25 protein-coding genes are annotated in these 24,108 nt (G+C 55.4%); 8 read left to right on the top strand and 17 right to left on the bottom strand.

The window, feature by feature from the left end; genetic code table 11:
- The first annotated feature begins 188 nt into the window (after positions 1 to 188).
- Complete coding sequence (gene gltS, locus ACWKXT_RS13670) at positions 189 to 1,391, top strand: sodium/glutamate symporter (protein WP_454528192.1); 1,203 nt, start codon at positions 189 to 191, stop codon at positions 1,389 to 1,391.
- 2 nt (positions 1,392 to 1,393) lie between these two features.
- On the opposite strand, the gene recG is transcribed toward gltS, so the two are convergent.
- The 5 genes from recG to gmk are packed head-to-tail and all read right to left on the bottom strand — an operon-like array spanning position 1,394 to position 7,260.
- Complete coding sequence (gene recG, locus ACWKXT_RS13665) at positions 1,394 to 3,475, bottom strand: ATP-dependent DNA helicase RecG (protein WP_454528193.1); 2,082 nt, start codon at positions 3,473 to 3,475, stop codon at positions 1,394 to 1,396.
- A gap of 3 nt (positions 3,476 to 3,478) precedes the next feature.
- Positions 3,479 to 4,168, bottom strand: a complete 690-nt coding sequence (gene trmH / locus ACWKXT_RS13660; RefSeq protein WP_454532645.1) for a tRNA (guanosine(18)-2'-O)-methyltransferase TrmH — start codon at positions 4,166 to 4,168, stop codon at positions 3,479 to 3,481.
- Between the two features lie 4 nt (positions 4,169 to 4,172).
- Positions 4,173 to 6,287, bottom strand: a complete 2,115-nt coding sequence (gene spoT / locus ACWKXT_RS13655) for a bifunctional GTP diphosphokinase/guanosine-3',5'-bis pyrophosphate 3'-pyrophosphohydrolase (RefSeq protein ID WP_028015011.1) — start codon at positions 6,285 to 6,287, stop codon at positions 4,173 to 4,175.
- Positions 6,288 to 6,306: 19 nt separating this feature from the next.
- Complete coding sequence (gene rpoZ, locus ACWKXT_RS13650; RefSeq protein ID WP_000135058.1) at positions 6,307 to 6,582, bottom strand: DNA-directed RNA polymerase subunit omega; 276 nt, start codon at positions 6,580 to 6,582, stop codon at positions 6,307 to 6,309.
- Between the two features lie 54 nt (positions 6,583 to 6,636).
- Positions 6,637 to 7,260: a guanylate kinase gene (gene gmk, locus ACWKXT_RS13645; protein WP_080329821.1), complete on the bottom strand. Its 624-nt coding sequence runs from the start codon at positions 7,258 to 7,260 to the stop codon at positions 6,637 to 6,639.
- 251 nt (positions 7,261 to 7,511) lie between these two features.
- On the opposite strand from gmk, the gene ligB reads away from it, so the two are divergent.
- A complete protein-coding gene (gene ligB, locus ACWKXT_RS13640; protein ID WP_454532644.1) occupies positions 7,512 to 9,191 on the top strand; it encodes an NAD-dependent DNA ligase LigB in 1,680 nt (559 codons plus the stop codon).
- On the opposite strand, the gene ACWKXT_RS13635 is transcribed toward ligB, so the two are convergent.
- Positions 9,185 to 9,802, bottom strand: a complete 618-nt coding sequence (locus ACWKXT_RS13635; RefSeq protein WP_454532643.1) for a trimeric intracellular cation channel family protein — start codon at positions 9,800 to 9,802, stop codon at positions 9,185 to 9,187. The two genes, ligB and ACWKXT_RS13635, sit on opposite strands and share 7 nt — an antisense overlap.
- Before the next feature lie 205 nt (positions 9,803 to 10,007).
- A complete protein-coding gene (locus ACWKXT_RS13630) occupies positions 10,008 to 10,871 on the bottom strand; it encodes a YicC/YloC family endoribonuclease (protein ID WP_454528197.1) in 864 nt (287 codons plus the stop codon).
- Positions 10,872 to 10,996: 125 nt separating this feature from the next.
- On the opposite strand from ACWKXT_RS13630, the gene rph reads away from it, so the two are divergent.
- Together rph and pyrE are read left to right on the top strand one after the other, a co-directional pair.
- A complete protein-coding gene (gene rph, locus ACWKXT_RS13625) occupies positions 10,997 to 11,713 on the top strand; it encodes a ribonuclease PH (protein WP_010426431.1) in 717 nt (238 codons plus the stop codon).
- A gap of 68 nt (positions 11,714 to 11,781) precedes the next feature.
- Positions 11,782 to 12,423 carry an orotate phosphoribosyltransferase gene (pyrE, locus tag ACWKXT_RS13620; RefSeq protein ID WP_080329823.1) on the top strand — a complete coding sequence of 214 codons (642 nt, stop codon included), beginning with the start codon at positions 11,782 to 11,784 and terminating at the stop codon, positions 12,421 to 12,423.
- Between the two features lie 40 nt (positions 12,424 to 12,463).
- Here pyrE and slmA read toward each other — a convergent pair whose 3' ends face one another.
- From slmA to coaBC, 3 genes are all read right to left on the bottom strand, one after another.
- A complete protein-coding gene (slmA, locus tag ACWKXT_RS13615; protein WP_152082716.1) occupies positions 12,464 to 13,060 on the bottom strand; it encodes a nucleoid occlusion factor SlmA in 597 nt (198 codons plus the stop codon).
- 120 nt (positions 13,061 to 13,180) lie between these two features.
- Positions 13,181 to 13,639: a dUTP diphosphatase gene (gene dut / locus ACWKXT_RS13610; RefSeq protein ID WP_015570042.1), complete on the bottom strand. Its 459-nt coding sequence runs from the start codon at positions 13,637 to 13,639 to the stop codon at positions 13,181 to 13,183.
- Positions 13,617 to 14,828 carry a bifunctional phosphopantothenoylcysteine decarboxylase/phosphopantothenate--cysteine ligase CoaBC gene (coaBC, locus tag ACWKXT_RS13605; protein WP_454528281.1) on the bottom strand — a complete coding sequence of 404 codons (1,212 nt, stop codon included), beginning with the start codon at positions 14,826 to 14,828 and terminating at the stop codon, positions 13,617 to 13,619. The genes dut and coaBC overlap by 23 nt, the downstream gene beginning before the upstream one ends.
- Positions 14,829 to 15,001: 173 nt before the next feature.
- Here coaBC and radC point away from each other — a divergent pair, with 173 nt between their 5' ends.
- The 4 genes from radC to mutM all read left to right on the top strand — a co-directional run bounded on the left by radC (position 15,002) and on the right by mutM (position 17,197).
- Positions 15,002 to 15,670 carry a RadC family protein gene (gene radC, locus ACWKXT_RS13600; protein WP_218728003.1) on the top strand — a complete coding sequence of 223 codons (669 nt, stop codon included), beginning with the start codon at positions 15,002 to 15,004 and terminating at the stop codon, positions 15,668 to 15,670.
- A gap of 218 nt (positions 15,671 to 15,888) precedes the next feature.
- A complete protein-coding gene (gene rpmB, locus ACWKXT_RS13595; RefSeq protein WP_002436699.1) occupies positions 15,889 to 16,125 on the top strand; it encodes a 50S ribosomal protein L28 in 237 nt (78 codons plus the stop codon).
- Between the two features lie 22 nt (positions 16,126 to 16,147).
- The gene (gene rpmG / locus ACWKXT_RS13590) at positions 16,148 to 16,315 is read left to right on the top strand and encodes a 50S ribosomal protein L33 (RefSeq protein ID WP_003024094.1); all 168 of its coding nucleotides are present in this window, start codon (positions 16,148 to 16,150) and stop codon (positions 16,313 to 16,315) included.
- 72 nt (positions 16,316 to 16,387) lie between these two features.
- Complete coding sequence (gene mutM / locus ACWKXT_RS13585; protein ID WP_454528199.1) at positions 16,388 to 17,197, top strand: bifunctional DNA-formamidopyrimidine glycosylase/DNA-(apurinic or apyrimidinic site) lyase; 810 nt, start codon at positions 16,388 to 16,390, stop codon at positions 17,195 to 17,197.
- 2 nt (positions 17,198 to 17,199) lie between these two features.
- Here the strand turns inward: mutM and coaD are convergent, their stop codons facing one another.
- From coaD to rfaQ, 7 genes are all read right to left on the bottom strand, one after another.
- Positions 17,200 to 17,679 carry a pantetheine-phosphate adenylyltransferase gene (coaD, locus tag ACWKXT_RS13580; RefSeq protein ID WP_454532642.1) on the bottom strand — a complete coding sequence of 160 codons (480 nt, stop codon included), beginning with the start codon at positions 17,677 to 17,679 and terminating at the stop codon, positions 17,200 to 17,202.
- A 3-nt stretch (positions 17,680 to 17,682) separates the two neighbouring features.
- Entirely contained in the window at positions 17,683 to 18,453 is a 771-nt protein-coding gene (locus tag ACWKXT_RS13575; RefSeq protein ID WP_454528200.1) for a glycosyltransferase family 2 protein, read from the bottom strand.
- A complete protein-coding gene (gene waaA, locus ACWKXT_RS13570; protein WP_080329829.1) occupies positions 18,453 to 19,727 on the bottom strand; it encodes a lipid IV(A) 3-deoxy-D-manno-octulosonic acid transferase in 1,275 nt (424 codons plus the stop codon). Before waaA ends, ACWKXT_RS13575 begins: the two co-directional genes overlap by 1 nt.
- 66 nt (positions 19,728 to 19,793) lie before the next feature.
- Positions 19,794 to 20,783: a glycosyltransferase gene (locus tag ACWKXT_RS13565; RefSeq protein ID WP_454528201.1), complete on the bottom strand. Its 990-nt coding sequence runs from the start codon at positions 20,781 to 20,783 to the stop codon at positions 19,794 to 19,796.
- 11 nt (positions 20,784 to 20,794) lie between these two features.
- The gene (locus tag ACWKXT_RS13560) at positions 20,795 to 21,895 is read right to left on the bottom strand and encodes a glycosyltransferase (protein ID WP_454528202.1); all 1,101 of its coding nucleotides are present in this window, start codon (positions 21,893 to 21,895) and stop codon (positions 20,795 to 20,797) included.
- A 2-nt stretch (positions 21,896 to 21,897) separates the two neighbouring features.
- Positions 21,898 to 23,025, bottom strand: coding sequence for a glycosyltransferase family 4 protein (locus ACWKXT_RS13555; protein ID WP_454532641.1), 1,128 nt, complete (start codon positions 23,023 to 23,025; stop codon positions 21,898 to 21,900).
- Positions 23,022 to 24,092, bottom strand: a complete 1,071-nt coding sequence (rfaQ, locus tag ACWKXT_RS13550; protein ID WP_454532640.1) for a putative lipopolysaccharide heptosyltransferase III — start codon at positions 24,090 to 24,092, stop codon at positions 23,022 to 23,024. Before rfaQ ends, ACWKXT_RS13555 begins: the two co-directional genes overlap by 4 nt.
- Positions 24,093 to 24,108: the final 16 nt, after the last annotated feature.

Genomic DNA, 24,108 nt, shown 5'->3' with positions numbered 1-24,108 from the left:
CTGACCACCTGGTAAAAGCAAACGATTGCCAGCAAAAAAAGGGAAGAAAATCTGCCGCCGTGAGCAGGTTTTCTACAACCCATCGGAAAAAAAAATTACACTTTTTGCGCCGGGGGCTCATGACGAGCGCAAACCGGCCCAGGATAACGCCGCGTGTGTATGGAACACGCGCATAACAGGAGCCTTTTATGATTCATCTCGATACGTTGTCGACCCTTGTTGCCGCAACGCTGGTTCTTCTGCTTGGTCGCAAGCTGGTACACAGTGTTTCCTTTCTGAAAAAGTACACCATTCCTGAACCTGTCGCCGGTGGTCTGCTGGTGGCGCTGGCCCTGCTGATACTGAAAAAAAGCATGGGCTGGGAAATTGATTTTGATATGTCCCTGAAAGACCCGCTGATGCTGGCTTTCTTTGCCACCATCGGCCTGAACGCCAACCTGGCGAGCCTGCGCTCGGGCGGTAAGGTGCTCGGCGTATTTCTGATTGTGGTGGTGGGGCTGCTGCTGATGCAAAACGCGATTGGCATCGGCATGGCAACGCTGCTGGGGCTGGATCCGCTGATGGGGCTGCTGGCGGGGTCAATTACCCTTTCGGGCGGTCACGGCACCGGCGCGGCGTGGAGCAAGCTGTTCATCGAGCGCTACGGTTTTGAAAACGCGACGGAAGTGGCGATGGCCTGCGCCACCTTTGGCCTGGTGCTGGGCGGCCTGATTGGCGGCCCGGTAGCGCGTTATCTGGTGAAGCATTCCACCACGCCGAACGGCAGACCGGACGATGAAATGGTGCCGACCGCGTTCGAAAAGCCGGACGTTGGCCGCAGCATCACTTCACTGGTGATGATTGAAACCATCGCGATGATTGCCATCTGCCTGACCGCGGGCAAAGTGGTTGCGCAATGGCTGGCGGGTTCCGCATTTGAACTGCCGACGTTTGTCTGCGTGCTGTTTATCGGTGTGATCCTGAGCAACGGTCTGGCGCTGATGGGCTTCTACCGCGTGTTTGAACGGGCGGTATCGGTGCTCGGCAACGTCTGCCTGTCGCTGTTCCTGGCGATGGCGCTGATGAGCCTGAAACTGTGGGAGCTGGCCTCGCTGGCGCTGCCGATGGTGGCGATTCTGGCGGTGCAGGCGCTGTTTATGGCGCTCTATGCCATGTTTGTCACCTGGCGCATGATGGGCAAAAACTACGATGCGGCGGTGCTGGCGGCGGGTCACTGCGGGTTTGGCCTGGGGGCTACCCCAACGGCTATCGCCAACATGCAGGCGATCACCGAACGGTTCGGGCCATCGCACATGGCGTTTCTGGTGGTCCCGATGGTTGGCGCATTCTTCATTGATATCGTTAACGCGCTGGTGATCAAGCTGTACCTGATGCTGCCGATATTTGCCTGAGATCAGGCGTTGGAATACCGTTCGGTTTCCGGCATCCAGCGCTCTATTAACGCTGCCGCCTGTTCGGGGTAGCGTTCATGAATATGGCGTGCAAGGCGCTGAACTTCGGGGATCATGGCCTGATCGCGCAGTAAATCCGCCACTTTGAATTCAGCATTACCCGTCTGGCGCGTGCCCAGCAGTTCGCCAGGGCCGCGTATCTCAAGGTCTTTTTGCGCAATCACAAATCCGTCGTTGCTGTCGCGCAGCACCTGCAACCGCATCTGGGCGGTTTTTGAAAGCGGTGCTTTGTAGAGCAGTACGCAGTGGGAAGCCACCGCGCCACGACCAACGCGCCCGCGCAGCTGGTGGAGCTGGGCAAGCCCCAGACGCTCCGGGTTTTCGATGATCATCAGGCTGGAATTTGGCACGTCCACCCCCACTTCGATGACCGTCGTCGCGACCAGCAAATGCAGTTCCCCCTGTTTGAAGGATTGCATCACCGCCTGCTTCTCGGCAGGCTTCATGCGGCCATGCACCAGGCCAACGTTCAGTTCAGGCAGTGCCAGCTTTAGCTCTTCCCACGTCGCTTCGGCAGCCTGCGCTTCCAGCAACTCAGACTCTTCAATCAGGGTGCAGACCCAGTACGCCTGACGCCCTTCCTGCGTACAGGCGTTGCGCACGCGGTCAATGATGTCGCTGCGGCGTGTATCCGGTATCGCAACCGTCGTCACCGGCGTTCGGCCTGGAGGCAGTTCGTCGATGGTGGAGGTATCCAGATCGGCGTAGGCGGTCATCGCCAGGGTGCGCGGGATCGGCGTGGCGGTCATGATCAACTGATGCGGGTGGAAGCCCTGCTGCAGCCCCTTCTCCCACAGCGCCAGACGCTGATGCACGCCAAAGCGGTGCTGTTCGTCGATAATCACCAGCGCGAGGCCGTTAAACTGCACCTGCTCCTGGAAGATAGCGTGCGTGCCGACAATCATCTGCACCTGACCGCTGGCGATGGCTTCCTGCTGCGCAAGACGCGCTTTGCCTTTTTGCTTCCCGGCAAGCCAGCCCACCTCAATCCCGAGCGGTGCGAACCAGGCTCGGAAATTATTGGCGTGCTGCTCGGCCAGCAGCTCGGTCGGCGCCATCAGCGCCACCTGCTTACCGTGGGCGATCGCGCGCAGGGCCGCCAGTGCGGCAACCAGCGTTTTGCCGGAGCCAACGTCGCCCTGCACCAGGCGCATCATCGGCACGTCGAGCGCCATATCGCGTTCGATTTCGGCAGTAACACGCGCCTGCGCGCCAGTCGGTTTAAACGGCAGCGAGGCCAGCAGCTTATCTTTGAGCGCATCATTCTGGCTTAACGGCTGAGCGTGAAAACGCTGCGCGCCCGCGCGAAGCGCCAGCATGCTCAGGTTATGCGCCAGTAATTCCTCAAGGATAAGACGCCGTTGGGCGGGGTGTTTGCCGCTTTCTAAATCGCTGAGCTGCAGCGTTGGTGGCGGGCGATGCAGGGTACGCAGGGCCTCGGGCAGGCTCATCATACCCTGCGCCAGTTCTGGCGGCAGCAGCTCGGCAATGGCGCAGGTATCCAGCAGCTCCAGCGCCTGATCGGTGAGCTTACGCAGCGTCGCCTGCTTGATGCCTTCGGTCGTCGGGTAAACCGGCGTGAGCGTCTCCTGCAGCTCCGGCGTGCTGAGATCGCCCTGTACGCGGTATTCCGGGTGGATCATCTCCGCACCGTATTTTCCGCGTTTGGCTTCGCCATAGGCCAGCACCCTGCGGCCTGTCGCGAGGCTGTTTTTCATCGCCGCGCTGAAGTTGAAAAAACGCATCGTGAGAATGCCGGTGCCGTCGCTGATCTGACAGGTCATCATCCGGCGGCCACCGAAAGTGATGTTGCAGTTCAGGACTTCGCCTTCAACGGTGGCGTAAATGGCGGGAAGAAGATCGCCAATTTTGTAGAGCTGAGTGCGGTCTTCGTAACGCAGGGGGAGGTGAAGCAGGAGATCCTGCACGGTGTGCAGACCAATTTTTGCCAGCTTATTGCTTTGCACCGCGCCCACGCCCGTCAGGCTGTTGAGCGGGATAGCATCCAGCAGGCGGCCTTTCATCGATTATCCGGCGTACTGCATGGTGGCCCACCACTCGGCATCGGCTTCAATCTCGCCCTGCGCGTTGACGTGGGGGTAAGGCAATTTTTTCTGCTTCGCAACGCGAGCCAGCACCGGATAGCCACCTTCAAACAGCAGGCGCTGCTGTTCATCTTCCGGGAGCATACTGTTACTGCGCTCGTACATCCCGGCGTTCTGACGCTGGCGCTGCGCTTCATAGAGAATGAGCGCGGACGCCACGGAGACGTTGAGAGACTGGACCATGCCGATCATCGGAATGATGATGTCACGATCCGCCAGATCCAGCGCTTCCTGGGTGATCCCGGTTTTTTCCTGACCCATCAAAATGCAGGTCGGGCGGGTGTAGTCGATCTCGCGGAAATCTACGGCTTTTGCGGACAGATTAGTGGCAAGGATCTGCATCCCGCGCCCTTTCAGGTGCGTTACGGCATCGCCAATCGTCTGGTGAGATTTGACGGACACCCAGCTGTTACTACCTGCAGCCGCAGAGACCATGATTCGCATCCGGTGACCCGGCCAGACGGCGTGCACTTCATGCACGCCGACGGCGTCTGCGGTACGGACGATGGCAGAGACATTATGCGGTTTATGCACCTGCTCCATGCAAACCGTCAGGTCAGGCTGACGCCTGGCGAGCATTTCGCAGATACGGGCATAACGTTGTGAATTCATAACCCTAGTTTCGGTTTCGGGTGACTTTAATCACGTCCGGCATGACGCGGATCTTGCGCATAATGTTCGCCAGATGCACGCGGTCGCGGGCGGTCAGACGAATAAAGGCGCTATAGACGCGACCATCTTTTTCTTCCGTGTTCAGGCTCTGAATGTTGGAAGAAGCCGTGTTGATGGCTGCCGTCAGGTTCGCCAGCGCACCCTGGTGGTTGAACATATCCACCTTAATTTCGGTGATAAACTCCTGCGCCGTCTCTTTATCCCACTCGACCGCCATAAATTTCTCGGCTTCTTTCTGGTAGCCGCGAATGTTACGACAGGATTCATGATGGATAACCAGCCCTTTGCCCGGGCTGACGTGCGCAATAATCGGGTCGCCAGGGATTGGACGGCAACATTTTGCGAAGGTGATCAGCACCCCGTCCGCGCCTTTGATCGGCAGATGGGCATGGCCGGAAGCCCCTGGAGCCGAAGGCGTCGCTTCGCCCTGCTGCAGGTTTTTCGCTACCACGACGCTCATCGCGTTACCCAGACCAATTTCCGCCAGCAGATCGTCCAGAGACGTGAGCTTCATTCGGTCGAGTTCGCGCTGAATATGCTCCGGTGGGATCTCAGCCAGCTTACGGCTGCCGCCCAGCGCGTGGTTGAGCAGACGACGCCCCAGGCTGACGGAATCATCACGCTTGAGGTTCTTCAACAGCTGACGAATTTTAGCGCGCGCTTTGGAGCTCACGACAAAGTTCAGCCAGGCCGCGTTCGGACGTGCGCCCGGCGCGGTAATAATTTCGACCGTCTGGCCGCTGGAGAGCGGCTGAGACAGCGGGTAAGGCTGTCTGTCGACGCGTGCGCCAACGCAGGCATGCCCGATATCGGTATGCACGGCGTAAGCGAAGTCGACCGGCGTTGCGCCCGCAGGCAGTTCGACAATGCGACCTTCTGGGGTGAAAACGTAAATCTCATCCGGGAAGAGATCGGATTTAACGCTTTCGATAAATTCGAACGAGCTACCCGCACTCTGCTGAAGTTCCAGCAGGCTCTGCATCCAGCGCTGGGCGCGAATTTGTGCGGTCGTGCTGCTTTCGCCACCGTGTTCTTTGTAAGCCCAGTGTGCGGCTACACCCATCTCTGCCATCTGGTCCATGTCTTCGGTGCGGATCTGCACTTCAACAGGCACGCCGTGCGGACCGATCATCGAGGTATGCAATGATTGATAGCCGTTCGCTTTTGGAATAGCGATGTAATCTTTCATGCGCCCCGGACGCGGTTTGTAGAGGCTGTGCATCTGCCCCAGCACGCGATAGCAGGTGTCTGAATCATGAACAATGACGCGGAAGGCGTAGATATCCATGATCGAGTGAAAACGCTGCTCTTTGAGCACCATTTTGCAGTAGATGGAGTAAAGATGTTTTTCGCGACCGCTGACGCGGCACGGAATTCCCGCTTCCTGTAAACGCCCTTCAATTTCCGAGAGGATCTTTTGAATCATCTCTTTACGGTTACCGCGTGCGGCTTTCACCACCTCTTTAATCACGCGATAGCGGTTCGGGTACAACGCTTCAAAACCCAGCTCTTCCAGCTCGGTTTTGATGTGATGAATACCTAAACGGTGCGCCAGCGGACTGTAAATTTCGAGGGTTTCACGGGCAATGCGGCGACGTTTATCCGGGCGAAGTGAGCCCAGCGTGCGCATGTTGTGGGTACGGTCAGCGAGTTTGATGAGAATGACGCGGATATCCTGCACCATCGCCATAATCATCTTGCGGAAGTTTTCGGCTTGCGCCTCTTTCTTGTCGCGGAATTTCAGCTTATCAAGCTTTGAAACCCCTTCCACCAGCTCGGCAACGCTTTTGCCAAACAGCTGTTCCATATCCTGGTAGGTGGCAGGGGTATCTTCGATCACGTCGTGCAGCAGGGCGGCCATTAGCGTTTCGTAGTCGAGTTTCATCTCGGCCAGAATACAGGCTACCGCAACCGGGTGCGTGATGTAGGGTTCACCGCTTGAACGTGTCTGGCCCTCGTGAGCGTCACGTGCAACGAGATACGCCTGCTGAAGACGCTTAATCTGGTCTTCAGGCAGGTAGGTTTGAATCAGTTGATTCAGGCTTTCAAACAGATACAAGGGCGACCCGCAGGTTTAATTAACGACGACCTTCAGCAATGGCGGTTACGGCCTGCAGTTCTGCGGCTTCCTGCTCTTGCTGCTCCTGGCGCTCACGCACGTCGAGGATCTGGTTGTTGATCAGACCTTCTTCGATTTCGCGAAGTGCAATAACGGTGGTTTTATCGTTTTCTTCCGGTACCAGCGGATCTTTACCGCCTACCTGCATCTGACGAGCGCGACGCGCGGCGACCAGCACCAGGTCAAAACGGTTACCAATTTTCTCTACAGCGTCCTGAACAGTTACGCGTGCCATACTTAAAATGCTCCACAGGTGAAGAAATGACTGGGCATGATACTGAAAGTGGGTTCAGTCTGCCAACAGTTTGGTGATTAATGCGTCATGTCGCTGCTTCTGGCGGCTCATACGCAGACGTTCTGCGCGAAGAATGGTTTTGAGATCGCTCAGCGCGGCATCAAAATCATCATTCACAATAAGGTAATCATATTCCGCGTAATGGCTCATTTCTGCAACTGCCTGTTCCATACGCTTTGCGATCACTTCTTCGCTATCCTGACCGCGGCCACGCAGGCGGCGATCCAGTTCATCTTTCGACGGCGGTAAAATAAAGATACTGCGCGAGTCAGGCATTTTCTTGCGAATTTGCTGTGCGCCCTGCCAGTCGATGTCGAGGAACACATTCACACCCGTCGCCAGAACCTGCTCAATGGTTTCACGCGAGGTGCCGTAGTAGTTACCAAACACTTCTGCGTGTTCAAGAAACGCGTCTCTGGCGATCATCGCTCTGAACTCATCGTGATCCACAAAGAAATAGTGTTCACCGTGCACTTCACCCGGACGCGGCGCGCGCGTGGTGTGAGAAACAGAAACCTGTGTATCGTACAACGGTTGGGTTTTTAACAGTGCCTGAATAAGGCTGGATTTACCCGCGCCACTAGGGGCAGAAACAATATAAAGCGTGCCTTGAGCCATGAGAGTCTTTTGTATGTGTTAGCGAAGAAGTCCTACATACGGGCTTATTATACACGTCGCCGCTGTGTGACGTAGCCTTTGTCACACTTTTTCCCCTGGATTATTGAATTTTGCGTACCGTTTTCAGGTTTTACCTGCGGTTTGCAGCAATAAAAATTAATGCTGGATAGCGCCTCGCAAGATGAGAGGTTGCCATTAGCGTCGTTTCTCATGCCAGGTTATACCTCCTGCATTGCAAAGGAGGGGTAGCGATGTGGCGATGGATAAGCGGATTCATGTTGTTGTGGTGTGGTTACGGGATGGCGGTATGTCCGGTGTGGTCGCCGGCAAAAGCCGCGAAAGAGATTGCGTCATTAAGCGCACAAATCAAACGCTGGGATGATGCCTACTGGAAGCAGGGGGTGAGCGAGGTCAGTGACGACGTGTATGACCAGCTCAACGGGCGCTTAACCCAGTGGCAGCGCTGTTTTGGCAACGAACTTGCTGAGAATCCCCTTCCTGTGCTGACAGGAAGCGTAAAGCACCCTGTCGCCCATACGGGGGTACGTAAAGTCGTCAGCAAAGAAGCGCTGGGCCAGTGGATGCAAGGGCGGAGCCAGTTATGGATGCAGCCAAAAGTCGACGGCGTGGCGGTAACGCTGGTGTATCGCAACGGAAAGTTAGCCCAGGCCATTAGCCGTGGTAACGGCCTTAAAGGCGAGGACTGGACGGCACAAGTGCGTTTAATTCCGTCCGTGCCTAAGGACGTGTCCGGCGCGCTGGCAAACAGCGTCTTACAGGGTGAGCTGTTCTGGTTGCGCGAGAATCACGTTCAGCGACTGATGGGCGGAATGAATGCGCGCGCAAAAATTGCGGGTGCGATGATGCGGCAGAAGGACAGCGCACTTCTGAACCAGACGGGAATATTTATCTGGGCCTGGCCGGATGGACCGATAGGAATGGAAAACAGGCTGTCTGAGCTGTCCAGAGCAGGCTTTTCCCTGACGGCGCGCTATACGCTGCCCGTACAGACTGTTGATGCTGTTGAAAAGCAGCGTTTGGCCTGGCAAAACACGGCATTACCCTTTGCCACGGATGGCATTGTGGTTCGGTCTGCGGAGTCCCCTTCAGGGGAGCGCTGGCTACCTGGCGAAGGCAACTGGGTCATCGCGTGGAAATATTCGCCTGCGGCACAGGTTGCAGAGGTCAGGAATATTCATTTTTCCGTGGGGCGCACGGGCAAAATTTCTGTCGTGGCGGCACTGGAGCCTGTCCAACTGGACGATAAACAGGTGCAGCGGGTGAGCCTGGGGTCGGTCGGGCGTTGGCAGAGACTGGATATTGCGCCGGGCGATCAGGTCCAGGTGAGCCTGGCCGGGCAGGGTATCCCCCGGTTTGATAAGGTTGTCTGGCGAGGGACGGACAGGCAAAAACCTGAGCCACCGGCCTCGCGTTATCACTCCCTGAGCTGCTTTTATGCCTCGCCGGAATGTATGGAACAGTTCTTTGCCCGGCTGACGTGGCTCAGTTCGAAGCAGGTTTTCAACATTGAAGGACTGGGTGAGTCAGGCTGGCGGACGCTCTGGCAGGCGCATCATTTTGAACATCTCTTTTCATGGCTGCTATTAACGCAGACGCAGCTGCAGGCTACGCCGGGGTTCTCAGCCGCACGCGGGCTGGCGCTCTGGCATCGCTTCAATCAGGTGCGCGAGCAACCTTTTATCCGCTGGATTATGGCGCTCGGTGTTCCGCTGCCACAGGCCTCGCTGAAGGCGTTGGGGGATGTGTCGTGGCAGAAGATGAGCGAACGTAGCGAAAAGGCCTGGCAGGCCTTGCCGGGAACGGGAGAGGAGAAGGCGCGGCAAATCGTTAGCTGGCTACACGCGCCAGAGATTGACGTGCTGGTCAGGTGGCTAGCTCAGCAGCACATCAACGGGTTCAGAGATCAGTGAGAGCCGTGCTTATAGTGAAAAACGGGCAGCCCGAGCTTCAGACGCAGCGCCAGCATGCGGGCCGTAAAGCCAAACAACAGCGTGGAGATGACCACCACATCGTGGTTAGAAACGTAGTGCTGCAGGGCAATATAGAGAACCGCTGCGGCGAAGGAGATGCCGGCATACAGCTCTTTTTGAAAGACCAGTGGAATGCGTTTGCAGAACATATCGCGCAGCACGCCGCCGAAAACGCCCGTCACCACGGCAGCAATGGTGGCGATAACCGGGCCTTCACCCATATCGAGTGCGATTTGTGCGCCGATGATGGAAAAGACGATCAGCCCCAGAGCATCAAGCACCAGGAACAGACGGCGAAGATGAGGCATAACGGGTGCCACTATGGTGGTTAATACGGCGGCCGTCGCCACGATAATCACGTATTCAGGGTGTTTAACCCAGCCGAGCGGGTAATGGCCCAGCAGGATATCGCGCACGGAACCGCCGCCCAGCGCGGTTGCTGTGGCAATAATGATCACGCCGAAGGTGTCCATCCGGCGACGCCCGGCAGCGAGCGCCCCAGTCATGGCTTCTGCGGTGATACCAATGAGATAAAGAACGTGAAGCAGCATATACCCTCCGGTGTGAACGCGGGGAGATTAGCGATTTGTGCGCAAGATCACGATTGAGATTTTCTAAGGTGAGCCACTTTGCCCTATAAAATTTTATCAACTTACCGGTTATAGTGCTGATGAGTGGCGGTGAAGAAAGTAAATCAGTCAAAGAAAGGATTAGAAATAGTAATGGGTGGCGCTGGCTGACACCACCCGAAAGACATTACTCGATATTCTGGATCTGCTCGCGCATCTGCTCAATCAGAACCTTGAGTTCAATTGCTGAGTTGGTCACTTCAGCATTGATAGACTTAGACGCCAGGGTATTCGACTCGCGGTTGAACTCCTGCATCATAAAGTCCAGACGGCGGCCTACAGCTTCCTTCTTCTTCAGGATGTTGTAGGTTTCTTTCACGTGCGCTTCCAGACGATCCAGCTCTTCGGCGACGTCAATACGCTGCGCCATCAGCACCAGCTCTTGTTCCAGACGGGTATTTTCCAGCTGAACTTCCGCTTCTTCCAGTTTGGCGACAAGACGTTCGCGCTGCCATTGCAGCACTTCTGGCATATGGGTGCGGACTTTGGCCACTTCGGTGCTCACGCCTTCAAGACGCTGCTCAATCATCGCTTTCAGCGCCTGGCCTTCGGTTTCACGAGCAACGATAAAATCATCCAGCGTGCCGTCGAGGGCTGCCAGGATTTCAGCGGTAATGGCATCCAGATCCTGTTCACCGGCGGCCATGACGCCAGGCCAGCGCAAAATATCAACCGGGTTGATTTCGCCTTCATCGCTCTGCATTTTGACCCAGTTCGCCGCATTCACGAGCTGTTTCGCCAGTTTTTCGTTGAGGATGAGCTCGCCCTGTGCGCTGGCATCTGGCTCAAAGCGCAGGTTGCATTCCACTTTCCCGCGAGTCAGACGCGTACGGATACGCTCGCGCACCACAGGTTCAAGGCTGCGGAACTGTTCCGGCATACGGAAATATGTTTCCAGATAGCGCTGGTTTACCGAACGCATTTCCCAGGTAGCGCTACCCCAGCTACCCTTGATTTCACGCCGGGCGTAGGCGGTCATACTGCGGATCATAGACATTCCCGTTTTTAAAGGAGAGATGGGGGGATTATAGCTTTCGGGGGCTTCTCAGGATAGGAATAAGCGTCCTTTATCCGTATAATGCGCAGCCACATTCGTTTCAAGCCGGAGAATCCATCATGCGTCCATCAGGTCGTAGCGCCAACCAGGTGCGTCCCGTCACCCTGACCCGTAACTATACAAAACACGCTGAAGGCTCCGTGCTGGTTGAGTTTGGTGATACTAAAGTACTGTGCACCGCCTCCATCGAAGAGGGTGTTCCGCGCTTCCTGAAAGGTCAGGGCCAGGGCTGGATCACTGCCGAGTACGGCATGTTGCCACGCGCAACGCATACCCGTAACGCCCGTGAAGCGGCAAAGGGTAAGCAGGGCGGTCGTACTATGGAAATTCAGCGTCTGATCGCGCGTGCGCTGCGCGCCGCCGTTGACCTGAAAATCCTCGGCGAATTCACCATCACTCTCGATTGCGACGTCATTCAGGCTGATGGCGGCACGCGTACCGCGTCCATTACCGGTGCCTGCGTAGCGCTGGCCGATGCCCTGAACAAGCTGGTTGCAGCCGGTAAGCTGAAAACCAACCCGATGAAGGGGATGGTCGCGGCAGTCTCCGTAGGGATCGTTAACGGTGAGGCGCTTTGCGATCTGGAATACGTTGAAGATTCCGCAGCCGAAACCGACATGAACGTGGTGATGACCGAAGACGGTCGCATCATTGAGGTGCAGGGCACGGCGGAAGGCGAGCCGTTCACCCATGAAGAACTTCTCTCCCTGCTGGCGTTGGCCCGAGGGGGAATCGAATCCATTGTAACGACGCAGAAAGCGGCGTTAGAAAATTGATTTTAAAGGCGACCAATGAGTCGCCTTTTTTTTGCCTGTAAGACAGAAAAAACCAAAGGAGCGAATCCATGAAATCGTATCAGCGCCAGTTTATTGAGTTTGCAATTAATAAACAGGTACTTAAGTTTGGCGAGTTTACGCTGAAATCCGGGCGTAAGAGCCCCTATTTCTTCAACGCCGGGCTGTTTAATACCGGGCGCGATCTGGCACTGTTAGGCCGTTTCTATGCCGAAGCGCTGGTGGATTCCGGGATTGATTTTGACCTGCTGTTTGGCCCGGCCTACAAAGGCATTCCAATTGCGACCACTACTGCGGTGGCGCTGGCGGAACATCACGACCGCGACGTGCCGTACTGCTTCAACCGCAAAGAGGCCAAAACCCACGGTGAAGGCGGGAATCTGGTCGGCAGCGCGCTGCAGGGCCGCGTCATGCTGGTGGACGATGTGATTACCGCGGGCACCGCGATCCGTGAGTCGATGGAGATTATCCAGGCCAACGGTGCGACGCTTGCCGGTGTGTTGATTTCTCTGGATCGTCAGGAGCGTGGTCGCGGTGACATTTCCGCGATTCAGGAAGTTGAGCGAGATTACGCCTGCAAAGTGACTTCCATCATTACCCTGAAAGACCTGATTGCGTATCTGGAAGAGAAGCCAGAGATGGCGGATCACCTGGCGGCCGTGCGGGCGTATCGCGAAGAGTTTGGCGTATAATTCAATTGCCCGGTGGCGCGACGCTTACCGGGCTTACGGATTACTGCAACTGAGCAGCCACTAGCGGCCAGCGGGCGTCAAAATCGTCCGTTGGTCGGTATTTAAATTCGCTGCGCACGAAGCGGGAGAGCATGCCTTCACAAAACGCCAGTATCTGGCTTGCCAGCAGCGTTTCATCTGTGACATAGCCTTCGCCTTCACGCATTTTCTTCTCGCGCAGTACCTGGCGCAGCTGCGCTTCAATACGTTCGAAAAGCTGGTTAATGCGGCCCTGCAGTCTGTCCTGCTCAAACATCAGCGCGTGGCCGGTCAGGATACGAGTTAAGCCCGGATTGCGTTCACCAAAGCCCAGAATCAGCAGCACAATCAGACGCAAACGCGCGGTGGTGTCTTTTTCGTCTTTCAAAATCAGGTTGATGCGCGTGATCAGGCTGTCTTCAATAAACTCGATCAGGCTGTCGAACATCCGGGTTTTGCTCGGAAAATGACGGTACAGCGCCGCCTCAGACACGCCCACAGAGGCGGCCAGTTTAGCGGTGGTGATGCGTTGACTGCCATCGCTGGATTCAAGCATCAGAGCCAGAGACTGAAGTATTTCTTCGCGACGATTCCTTTTCGCGGTTTGTTTTTCTGCCATGTTACAAAATACCCCTGAAAATAAGCACTTGCCAGGCTGGCATCCACACAGCGACCGCAAACTAACGTTTGCGGTTTGTTATTGCATTATGGCGCTGCGAGATACGTGTATGTGGGGCGGTTATTTGCGCCCGGAATGGCCGAAGCCGCCTTCGCCACGGTCGGTGGCATCAAAGTCTGCCACCAGGTTAAATTCTGCCTGAACCACCGGTACAAAGACCATCTGTGCGATACGCTCGCCGGGTTCAATGGTGAAACTGTCCTGACCACGGTTCCAGACGGACACCATAAGCTGACCCTGATAGTCCGAGTCGATCAGGCCGACCAGGTTACCCAGTACAACGCCGTGCTTATGGCCCAGGCCAGAGCGCGGCAGGATCACTGCCGCCAGAGACGGGTCAGCAATGTGGATCGCAAGGCCAGTCGGGATCAGGGTGGTGGCACCCGGAGCCAGTTCTACGGCGTCATCGAGACAGGCGCGCAGGTCAAGTCCAGCAGAGCCGGAGGTGGCATAGGTTGGCAGCGGGAATTGCTCGCCAACACGCGGGTCCAGAATCTTAACGTCGATTTTTTTCATCATAACGGGTAACGATCTCGTCCAGTAATTGTTGGCCCAGGAGTTCCTTGCGCTCAAGCGGTAAGATTTTATCTCCATCCTGCCAGAAAAGGTGCAGTGCGTTGCTGTCGCTGTTAAATCCTTGCGTGGCCAGCGATACGTCGTTCGCGCAAATTAAATCGAGGTTTTTGCGGGTACGTTTTTGCCGGGCATATTCTTCCACATTATTCGTTTCTGCGGCAAACCCAACAACGTAAGGACGATGGCTTTTTAATGCGGCGACACCGGCAACGATGTCCGGGTTTTTCACCATTTTCAGTGTTAATTCATCGCCTTGCTTTTTAATTTTCGACTCGGCGATGGTCTCGGCGCGATAGTCTGCCACAGCCGCACAGCCGATAAAAATCTGTTGGCTTTGCGCATGGGCCTGCACGGCTGCTTCCATCTCCAGTGCGGTGGTCACATTAATACGCTGCACAAAAGGTGGCGTAGGTAACGAGACCGGGCCGCTTACCAGCGTGACGTTGGCACCGCGTTTTGCCGCTGCGGCAGCAATCGCAAAGCCCATTTTACCGGAACTGTGGTTGGTGATGTAACGCACCGGGTCCAGCGGCTCGCGCGTCGGGCCCGCGGTAATCATGATGTTGAGATGTTGCAGGTCGTTGACAGGTGAGAAATGGGCGGCGGCCATATCGACAATCGTCAGCGGGTCGAGCATACGCCCCGGGCCAACATCACCGCAGGCCTGGCTGCCGCTGTCCGGGCCCCAGATAAGCAGACCGCGTGAAGCCAGCGTCTCCAGGTTGTGCTGGGTGGCGGCGTTGCGGTACATCTGCTGGTTCATGGCCGGCACGACGGCGACGGGCGCAGGCGTCGCGAGACAAATGGTCGAAACCAGATCGTTCGCCATCCCGGCCGCCACGCGGGCAATTAAATCTGCCGTGGCAGGGGCAAGAATAACCAGGTCTGCCCATTTACCCAGCTCAATGTGGCCCATTGCGGCTTCGGCTGCGGGATCGAGCAGGCTGTCAGATACCGGGTAACCTGAAACCGCCTGCAGGCTCAGAGGGGTGATAAAGGCTTTACCGCCTTCCGTTATCGCGACCCGCACATCCGCCCCGCGCTCGCGCAGACGACGCACCAGCTCCGGCGCTTTATAGGCGGCAATACCGCCACTCACACCAAGAACGATTTTTTTACCGGCCAGGCTCATCATGATTCTTTCCTGTTGGGTTTCACCAGAGAGCGGGCATTTTATCACAATCCCTAAAACGGGGTGATGATGTCCTTTGGTCACTTTGCGAGGCGCCACGCAAGAACGTAACGTAGCCGTCGAGTCCCCGATCCTGCTGTGGCAGCATGTGAATAAACACAGGGAGAAAGAGCATGGAAGAAGAGGATGAACTGCTGTTGCCGCGTGAAAAAATGCTGCGCTATGGCGTCACGTTGTTAAAAGATGACGAGTTGCTTGCGCTCTTTTTGCGGACCGGGACACCGGGGAAAACGGTCTTTACGCTGGCAAAAGAGCTGATTGCGCATTTCGGTTCACTGTATGGTTTGCTGACCGCCGAACTGGCGCAATTTAAAAACGTTGAAGGCATTGGCGTGGCGAAATATGCCCAGTTGAGGGGCATTGCTGAACTTGCCCGCCGTTTTTACAACGTCCGCATGGAAATGGAAGATCCTATCCTGACGCCCGCGATGACGCGCGAATTCCTGCAAAGCCAGTTAACCGATGTCGAACGCGAGATCTTTATGGTGATCTTTCTCGACAACAGGAACCGGGTACTGAAGCACAGCCGCCTGTTTTCGGGTACACTGAGCCACGTTGAGGTACATCCGCGTGAAATTGTGCGTGAAGCGATAAAAGTGAATGCAGCGGGGGTGATCCTCGCGCATAATCACCCCTCTGGCTGTGCAGAACCGAGCAGAGCTGACAAAGAAATCACCGAACGCATTATCAAATGCTGTCAATTCATGGACATTCGTGTGCTGGACCATTTGATAATTGGCCGCGGAGAGTACATTTCTTTTGCCGAACATGGCTGGATTTAGGCTATTTCTGGCGATCCATCGGGATCTTTGTCTGTTCGGGACTTGAGCACACCGCCGAGTCAGCGTATACTACGCCACCTTTGAGAATCTCGGGTTTGGCATTTGGGCCTGGCAATCGAGAGTTCACTTAGAACTATGCGATGACCGGGCTGTAAAGCCTGACGAGGCGCCGATACCCCATACGAAGCTCGAGCTAATTTGATTTTTGGAGAATAGACATGTCCCGAGTCTGCCAAGTTACTGGCAAGCGTCCGGTGACCGGTAACAACCGTTCCCACGCACTGAACGCGACTAAACGCCGTTTCCTGCCGAACCTGCACTCTCACCGTTTCTGGGTTGAGAGCGAGAAGCGTTTTGTCACCCTGCGTGTATCTGCTAAAGGTATGCGTGTAATTGATAAGAAAGGCATCGATACAGTTCTGTCTGAACTGCGTGCCCGTGGCGAAAAGTACTAAGTACTTAAAGAGGAAATAAATCATGGCTAAAGGTATTCGCGAGAAAATCAAGCTGGTTTCTTCTGCTGGTACAGGTCACTTCTACACCACCACGAAGAACAAACGTACTAAGCCGGAAAAACTGGAACTGAAAAAATTCGATCCAGTTGTACGCCAGCACGTACTGTACAAAGAAGCTAAAATCAAATAATTTTAGCCTCCTTGTATTGAAAAACCCCGCAACTGCGGGGTTTTTTGCATTCTGCATCTCAACGGAGGAACCATGCCTGAATTACCTGAGGTAGAGACCAGCCGTCGCGGCATTGAGCCCCATCTGGTCGGCGCGACTATTCTTCATGCTGTCGTTCGCAATGGGCGATTGCGCTGGCCGGTGTCCGATGAGATCCACGCGTTAAGCGACAAACCCGTCATTAGCGTGCAGCGCCGCGCGAAATACCTGCTGCTGGAGCTTCCTGACGGCTGGATTATTATCCATCTGGGGATGTCCGGGAGCCTGCGCATCCTCACCGAAGAACTGCCTGCGGAAAAGCACGATCACGTTGACCTGGTGATGAGCAACGGCAAAGTGTTGCGTTACACCGATCCAAGGCGTTTTGGCGCGTGGCTGTGGACGAAGGAGCTCGAAGGACACAACGTCCTGGCGCATCTCGGGCCTGAACCGCTTTCAGATGCGTTCAACGCCGAATACCTGAAAGAGAAGTGCGCGAAGAAAAAGACCCCGATTAAGCCCTGGCTGATGGATAACAAGCTGGTGGTCGGCGTGGGGAATATTTACGCCAGTGAATCGTTGTTTGCGGCCGGGATCCATCCCGATCGGCTGGCCTCCTCGCTGTCGGCGCAGGAGTGTGAGCTGCTGGTCCGGGTGATTAAAGCGGTACTGCTGCGCTCAATTGAGCAGGGCGGGACGACGCTGAAGGATTTCCTGCAAAGCGACGGGAAGCCGGGCTATTTTGCACAGGAGTTGCAGGTTTATGGTCGTAAGGGTGAGCCGTGCAGAGCCTGCGGGACGCCGATTATTGCCACGAAGCACGCCCAGCGCGCCACGTTTTACTGCCGTCAGTGTCAGAAATAGCGCTACTTTAGCTTTTCCATCAGCGCCTGGTGGACGTTATCCGGCAGGAAATGGGTAACGTCCCCGTGATGGCGCGCCACCTCTTTCACCAGCGTGGACGAGATAAACGACCACTCTTTCGATGGCATCAGGAATACGCTTTCCAGCTCCGGCATCAAATGGCGGTTCATGTGCGCCAGCTGCATTTCATATTCGAAATCTGCCACCGCGCGGAGACCACGAATCAGGATATTGGCCTGCTGGGCGCGGGCGAAATTGGCCATCAGGTCGCTGAACCCGACGACTTCAATATTCGGCAGGTGCGCAATCGCATCGGTGGCAAGCGCCACGCGCTCGTTGAGATCAAACATCGGTTTCTTGCTGGGACTGGCGGCAATCGCCAGAATCACCTTGTCGAACATGCTCGCCGCGCGGGTGATGATATCAAGATGACCGTTGGTGATCGGATCGAAGGTACCCGGATAAATCGCTTTTGTGCTCATGGCTCACGTTTTCTCTGAGTAGCCGCGGCAGAGCGCCCACAGCTCGGTGTATTTATTGAAAGTATACTGGGCATTCACTACCGCGAGTAACCAGCCCTGCTTACCGTCCAGCACGCCACCACGCAGCAGCAGCGTTTTCAGGAACGCGCCCAGCGTGTGGGTGAAGATACCCGTCAGCGAGGCTTTCTTGCCGTGCTGGTGACGCTCCTGTGCCCATGCGGTGGCATAGTTGAGCTGCTTTTGCTGGAAGCTCGCGAAATCACGGCAGGTCAGGTGCAGCAAATCGCCCGTCAGGGGGATGACCCGGGCGCTGTCGCAGCTCAGGGATTCATGCACCAGATTGTCGTTGTACTGATACCGCTTACGCTCGTAGAGGCGCATCACGCGGTCGGGATACCAGCCGCTGTGGCGCATGAAGCGGCCAAGGAAGTAGTTACGACGCGCAATGCTGTAGACCGCACCAGGCTGAGGAGTGGCGAGTACGGCCTGAATGGCCTGCTGAAGTTCCGGCGTGATGCGTTCGTCGGTGTCGAGCATCAGCACATAATCACCGGTGGCATACCCCTGCGCGCGCTGGCGCTGGATGCCATAGCCTTGCCAGTCGGTATCGGTAAAGACTTTTGCACCCGCAGCCCGGGCGATGTCCACCGTGTTGTCCGTGCTTCCGGAGTCAAGGATAACAATTTCGTCAGCCCAGGCGACGGAGGCCAGGCAGTCCGGAAGCAGGTCGGCGGCGTTTTTGGCGATCATCACGACCGACAGACGCGTTGACATTAGTGGCTCCGCTGAGGCAGATAAGGTTGCAGAAGTTGCAGCAGACGGGTAAGTGCACCCTGGTTCTGATGCAAGACTTCGACGGCGTGGCGACCGTACCACAGACGGTAATCTTCATCCGTCAGAAGGGTCGATACCTCTTTGACCACCGAGTCCGCGTCAGTCACGGTAATTAAACCATCGGCCTGCTGCAATTTCGCGCAGATATCTTTGAAGTTAAAGGTGTGTGGGCCCATCAGCACCGGAATGGCGTGCGCTGCCGGCTCCAGAGGGTTATGGCCTCCGCGCTCCACCAGGCTGCCGCCAACAAAGGCGAGGTCAGCAATGCCGTAGAGCAACATCAGTTCGCCCATCGTATCGCCAATCACCACCTGGGTGCTGCCGGAAGGGATCTCTCCGCTGCTGCGCAGGGTAAAGCTGAAGCCGCCTTTCTGCACCATTTCACGGGCATCTTTAAAGCGCTCGGGATGCCGGGGAACCAGAATCAGCAGTAAATCGGGGAATGTTTCCAGCAGCTTACGGTGAGCCTGGAGGATAATCGCTTCTTCGCCGTCATGAGTACTGGTCGCAATCCAGACCTGACGACGCGGCGCCCACTGGCGACGCAGCGTGATGGCGCGGGCAGCCAGTTCAGGGGTCACGGAAATATCGAATTTCAGGCTGCCGGTCACGGCAAGCTGATTGCGCTTCAGGCCCAGCGCGATAAAACGTGCCGCGTCTTCTTCATTCTGCGCGGCAATCAGCGTGATTTTGCTCAGCAGGCGACGCATAAATTTGCCCAGCTTGCCGTAGCCCTTCGCCGAACGCTCCGACAGGCGCGCGTTAGCAATAACCAACGGGATCTTGCGGGCATGCAGAGCGGAAATCATATTTGGCCACAGCTCGGTTTCCATCACGATCACCAGCTTCGGGCGAACGGTGTTCAGGAAACGATTCATGGCGCAGGGCAGATCGTATGGAAGATAGACGTGATGCACGTCTTTACCAAATGCGGATAACGCGCGCTCTGAGCCGGTTGGCGTCATGGTGGTGACGGTAATCGGCAGAGACGGGTAGCGGTGACGCAGGGCGCGAACCAGCGGGATTGCCGCCAGCGTTTCACCGACAGAAACGGAATGAAGCAAAATACCGTCCGGGGCGACTTTATTGCGGCAAAAGCCATAGCGTTCAGCCCAGCGTTTACGATACGCAGGCGCTTTACGGCTACGAAGCAACAGTCTCAGCCACACCAGTGGCTGAATGATATAGAGCAGGGCGGTATACAACAATTCCAAGCGATTATCCGTCTTTTTAGTTTCGGCGGGCAAATTCTAAGCATTTAAGCCAGGTAAAGCTATCTCTTATGCCAGATACCGTTTTAAACGGAAGTAGCGCCGGCCCAGGCGCCAGCGCAAACGCGGGCTTTTGGCACTTTTCCAGATAAGCTTCCAGATCCCGGTATCGAAGAACTCTTTGATAATCATTGTTTTCTTCGTCTCATCCTTCATGTTGTCGAAGGTATGAATGATCCCGAGCCCCTCTTTGGCGATTTGCCAGTGGCAGGCGGGGATATTTTTCACTTTATCCGGGTAACGCTGGTTAATAGCATCAAGCATCTGCAGGATTTTCATGTAATGGCGCGCGGAGCGAATCAGCGTGTCGTCATTATCCGGCATGTGCGATACCGAGGCAGAGTGAATGTAGTAGTCATAAAAGCGTTCGCTGGTGTACTGAACGCGCTCTGCGGCAAGCAACACTTCGGTGGTCCACGGGATATCCTGATGGCGCAGGCCGGGTTCGAAATGGAAACTGTGTTTACGGATAAAATCGTGGCGATAGATATTAAGCCAGGTCACGTGCAGGAACTTACGCGAATCCAGCGCCATTTTTAGCCATGCCGGGCCCGTCATCACGCCCGTCGAGGCGAGTTTATCCTCAGGGAAGATAGGACGAGAAGGTTTCTTATCATTTTCCCAGACGTAGTTGCCGTTGCAGGTGGCGACATCCAGATCCTGCGTAACGGCCATATCCAGCAGACGCTGGTACATGCCTGGTTTGAAGACGTCATCAATATCCGGGAAAGAGAGATACTGACCGGTTGCAACGGCCAGGCCGGTATTACGCGCGATGGAAACGCCCTGGTTTTGCTGTTCAATCACCTGCAGCTGCGGCAGTTTTTCACGCCAGCTTTCGACGATCTGCATCGAGCGGTCAGTCGAGCCGTCATTAACAATGATGACTTCCATGCTGTCGATGCGTTGATTCACAAGGCAGGTAAAGAACTGATCCAGAAAAGTTTCGCCGTTATATACGGCAACCACCACGCTTAACAATGGCGCTGAATTTTGCATAAGAAACCTGATTATTTTTGATTGTCGACCAAAGCAATGTATTGCTGGCAAATGGCATTAATACCGAACGACGCAATCGTTGCATCGCCAACGACCGGCGGGGCGGTATAAATGTCCACCAGCGTTTTTGCCAGTGACTCGTCATTTAACGCTGCCAGCCCGCGCGCCAGGGATCCGGTGAGGATTTCTGCAGGACCGCCGGGGCAATTGGTACTGACCGGTGGCGTCTGGCAGATAATGGCTTCAACCAGCACATTACCAAAACCTTCGCAGTCAGAACTTAACACTAAGAGGCGTGCCCCCTTAATCCAGGGATAGGGGTTAGCGTCGAACGGGCGGAAAATCGTTTTGTTTTCAATACCCAATTCGCGGGCAAGCTGCTTGAGCTTTTGAATTTTGGCGTCGGAACCATTGCCCATCATGACAAGCGTGGTGTCAAGCTGGCTCAGCGCGAACGCGCGTAAAAGGCGGTCGTGACGCTTGTGTTCATGGAAGCGGCCTACGTGGATGATGTAATCCTCGCCTTGCATTTCAAAGGGGGCATCCGCCAGGCGCTGAATTTCAGGAATATCGAAAGGATTGTGGATAACCGCCTGGCGCCGAAGCTTGAGGGCCAGCGTCTCTGATAGATCTTTCAACACGGCGCCTGAAACGGCGACAACGTTTCGGTTTTCGTAGGTGTGACGAATTTTTAGATGTTTAAACCAGCGTGAAAGCCCGCTGCGATGGCGAAGATAAGAGAACGAGAACATGCCATGCACGCAGAACCAGACTTTATCACGCTCCAGCGCGCGGCAGTGCGCCACAATGCGGTCTGTTTTGTGCAGGTGAGAGAACACCACGTCAAATTTTCCGCTGCGTTCAGCCCGCTCAATTGCCTGATCCAGCAGACGGGCGCGGCGTGGGATCTCCGTCAGCTTTCGCCACGGTTTTTTGCAGGTATCCTGAACGACCTGATAATCGATGCCTTCCGGGATGGCGTAGTCGCACACTTTCCGCAGAGAGAAGAGAGAGACCTGATGCCCCATCTCTGTTAATCCGCTGGAAAGTGTAAGAACCGTTTTTTCAGCTCCCCCACCGGGTAAACCATCAATAATCATTAGGATGCGCATTTTTAATCCAGTAATTTTTGATAAAGCGTAATAAGCTGACTTGACAGTTTTTCAGGGGTGGCATCTTTAACACGTTCACGTGCCGCTTGCCCCATATCGTTATTTTTTCCCAGAGAAGGGGTAGCAGCAATCGCCTCCTTCAACGTGTGGATATCAAGTGCGTCACAATAAAATCCGTTCTGGCCTTGCTGAATAAATTCGGCACCTCCACAACTTTCTGAAGTAATGACGGGCAATCCGCAGGCCATCGCTTCAAGAATGACGTTTGGAAAGGGATCATACAGCGTTGGCAGTAGTAAACCATCGGATAGCTGATAAAAAGGCAGCGTCTCTTTTTGCATCCCCAGGAAACGGATTTGACCTTCGCAGCCTAATGAGCGGGCGAGGTCGCGATAACGACTTTCTGCTTTATCCTGTCCCACCACAATCAGCCAGGCTGCTGTGCCTGCGATAGCGCGTATAGCGCTGGCCAGGCCTTTTCGTTCAAAACCTGACCCAACGAAGCAAAATATTACGGCATCGGCTGGCAAGCCAAACTGCTGACGTAGTGTAATACGCTGTGCCTCTTCAACCGGAACGAAACGGGTGGAATCTATTGAATTATAAATCACATGTATTTTTTTTGCGTCAATATCAAAGTCTTCAACGATTTCGCGTTTGATCATCTCCGCATTACAAATTACCGCTTTCAACTCGGGCGCCTGGTACATTTCACGTTCGGCATGCATCACGTAGCGGTGATAGCGGTCGATCATCAGCATTTTCGCGCGCCAGGCGGGCAGAATGCGCGCGCGCTGCAGCAGCCAGCGTCGATGGACGCCATCGCCAGCGCGGTAAATGTCGCAGCCCGGAATTCGCTCGTGGCTTTGCACAATATCAAACTGCTGTTGTTGCCAGAGCGCACGGGCAGCACGGGCAAACCCGCGTTCGCGGCTAATTCGGCCCCATTTACGCGGGTCGCAAATATGGATATGCCAGTCGTCCTGCTTCTCGCCCTGCCACTCACGCGTAATGACGTTGAGTTCAAGATTCTGGTTGCTCAACGCGGTGAGCGCACGCGAAACGAAGCGCTCCGCTCCGCCATCGGGGCGATACTTTTGGCGAACAATTGCCAGACGATGGTGTTTCATGACAAATATCTCCTTGCAGCGGAGACGACAGCATCAACAGGAATGGCGTCGAGGTAGCGTTCTTTCGTTTTGGTATCAATAGCGTCGGGGTCGGGGAGGGGGCCGTAGTCGCCAGCCCAGATGACTTCACCGTTGACTTGCCATGGAGACCAAAACGTCAGTTTGGATGGGCCAAAGAGCGCCACGCAGGGCGTTTGCAGCGCGGCGGCCATATGCATTGGAACGGAGTCAACGCCAATAAAAAGACGCGCGTGATCGATAAGTGAGGCCAGCTGGCGCAACGTGAGCTGGCCTGCCAGCGAGACAACTCCCGTCTTCGGTGAAGCGGCGAGAATGCGTTCGATCATCGCCAGCTCTTTTTTATCCGGCCCCGCAGTGAGTACGATAGTGTGACCATCCTGCTGCAGCGCAGTGATGGTTTGCGCCATTTTGCCTTCGTCCCAGCATTTAAAGAACCAGCGTGACGTAGGCTGAATCACGATGTAATTGTCTCCCACACCGTTTTGCTTCAGCTTTTGGTGTGCGTCGTGCCAGTCTTCGGCACGGTAGGCCATGGTCACAGCAGGTTGAGCGGTTACCGGTAATGGCGACAAAATGGAGAGATTCTGTTCGACAGTGTGCAGCGCGTTGTGCCCGGCCACAGAGACCAAATCACTATGGCAAAACCGCCAGAATGCGTTGTTGCGCTTGTTAAAAGCGAAGCCGAGTCGAACCGGCGCACCGGTGAAACGGGTGACGATAGCGCTGCGCCACTGATCGGCAAGATTGATCACCAGGTGATAGTGTTGTCTTCTTAACGCACAGAGCAATTGCCACTCTTTTTGCAGATGTTTCAGCGTGCCCAGCTGCTTCCATTTACGATCGATCCCGTAAACGGTACCGAGCGCCGGGTGAGCAGCGAGCATATCGCGGGTTTCTTCATACAACAGCACATCAATCTGTGCCTGCGGCCATTTTTGACGTAATGAATCAATGACGGGAGTGGTCAGCAACATATCGCCATGATGGCGGAGTTTGATAAGTAAAATGCGCAAATCAGGCGTGTCAGGTAAGTTATTCATCATCATCTTATCGGCGTTGTAC

It is taken from the genome of Enterobacter sp. UPMP701 (assembly GCF_053709515.1).
Note: the sequence above shows the minus strand (reverse complement) of the source record. Positions and strands in the feature narration are given on the sequence as shown.

What these genes read in the sequence shown, in the direction of transcription:
- pyrE (WP_080329823.1), top strand. Translation starts at nt 11,782, where the DNA reads ATGAAATCGTATCAGCGCCAGTTTATTGAGTTTGCAATTAATAAACAG.
- slmA (WP_152082716.1), bottom strand. Translation starts at nt 13,060, where the DNA reads ATGGCAGAAAAACAAACCGCGAAAAGGAATCGTCGCGAAGAAATACTT.
- dut (WP_015570042.1), bottom strand. Translation starts at nt 13,639, where the DNA reads ATGATGAAAAAAATCGACGTTAAGATTCTGGACCCGCGTGTTGGCGAG.
- rfaQ (WP_454532640.1), bottom strand. Translation starts at nt 24,092, where the DNA reads ATGATGATGAATAACTTACCTGACACGCCTGATTTGCGCATTTTACTT.
- ACWKXT_RS13630 (WP_454528197.1), bottom strand. Translation starts at nt 10,871, where the DNA reads ATGATCCGCAGTATGACCGCCTACGCCCGGCGTGAAATCAAGGGTAGC.
- rpmG (WP_003024094.1), top strand. Translation starts at nt 16,148, where the DNA reads ATGGCTAAAGGTATTCGCGAGAAAATCAAGCTGGTTTCTTCTGCTGGT.
- mutM (WP_454528199.1), top strand. Translation starts at nt 16,388, where the DNA reads ATGCCTGAATTACCTGAGGTAGAGACCAGCCGTCGCGGCATTGAGCCC.
- ligB (WP_454532644.1), top strand. Translation starts at nt 7,512, where the DNA reads ATGTGGCGATGGATAAGCGGATTCATGTTGTTGTGGTGTGGTTACGGG.
- ACWKXT_RS13560 (WP_454528202.1), bottom strand. Translation starts at nt 21,895, where the DNA reads ATGCGCATCCTAATGATTATTGATGGTTTACCCGGTGGGGGAGCTGAA.
- recG (WP_454528193.1), bottom strand. Translation starts at nt 3,475, where the DNA reads ATGAAAGGCCGCCTGCTGGATGCTATCCCGCTCAACAGCCTGACGGGC.
- ACWKXT_RS13575 (WP_454528200.1), bottom strand. Translation starts at nt 18,453, where the DNA reads ATGTCAACGCGTCTGTCGGTCGTGATGATCGCCAAAAACGCCGCCGAC.
- ACWKXT_RS13555 (WP_454532641.1), bottom strand. Translation starts at nt 23,025, where the DNA reads ATGAAACACCATCGTCTGGCAATTGTTCGCCAAAAGTATCGCCCCGAT.
- rpoZ (WP_000135058.1), bottom strand. Translation starts at nt 6,582, where the DNA reads ATGGCACGCGTAACTGTTCAGGACGCTGTAGAGAAAATTGGTAACCGT.
- radC (WP_218728003.1), top strand. Translation starts at nt 15,002, where the DNA reads ATGGAAGAAGAGGATGAACTGCTGTTGCCGCGTGAAAAAATGCTGCGC.
- rph (WP_010426431.1), top strand. Translation starts at nt 10,997, where the DNA reads ATGCGTCCATCAGGTCGTAGCGCCAACCAGGTGCGTCCCGTCACCCTG.
- trmH (WP_454532645.1), bottom strand. Translation starts at nt 4,168, where the DNA reads ATGAATTCACAACGTTATGCCCGTATCTGCGAAATGCTCGCCAGGCGT.
- gmk (WP_080329821.1), bottom strand. Translation starts at nt 7,260, where the DNA reads ATGGCTCAAGGCACGCTTTATATTGTTTCTGCCCCTAGTGGCGCGGGT.
- ACWKXT_RS13565 (WP_454528201.1), bottom strand. Translation starts at nt 20,783, where the DNA reads ATGCAAAATTCAGCGCCATTGTTAAGCGTGGTGGTTGCCGTATATAAC.
- coaBC (WP_454528281.1), bottom strand. Translation starts at nt 14,828, where the DNA reads ATGAGCCTGGCCGGTAAAAAAATCGTTCTTGGTGTGAGTGGCGGTATT.
- gltS (WP_454528192.1), top strand. Translation starts at nt 189, where the DNA reads ATGATTCATCTCGATACGTTGTCGACCCTTGTTGCCGCAACGCTGGTT.
- rpmB (WP_002436699.1), top strand. Translation starts at nt 15,889, where the DNA reads ATGTCCCGAGTCTGCCAAGTTACTGGCAAGCGTCCGGTGACCGGTAAC.
- ACWKXT_RS13635 (WP_454532643.1), bottom strand. Translation starts at nt 9,802, where the DNA reads ATGCTGCTTCACGTTCTTTATCTCATTGGTATCACCGCAGAAGCCATG.
- coaD (WP_454532642.1), bottom strand. Translation starts at nt 17,679, where the DNA reads ATGAGCACAAAAGCGATTTATCCGGGTACCTTCGATCCGATCACCAAC.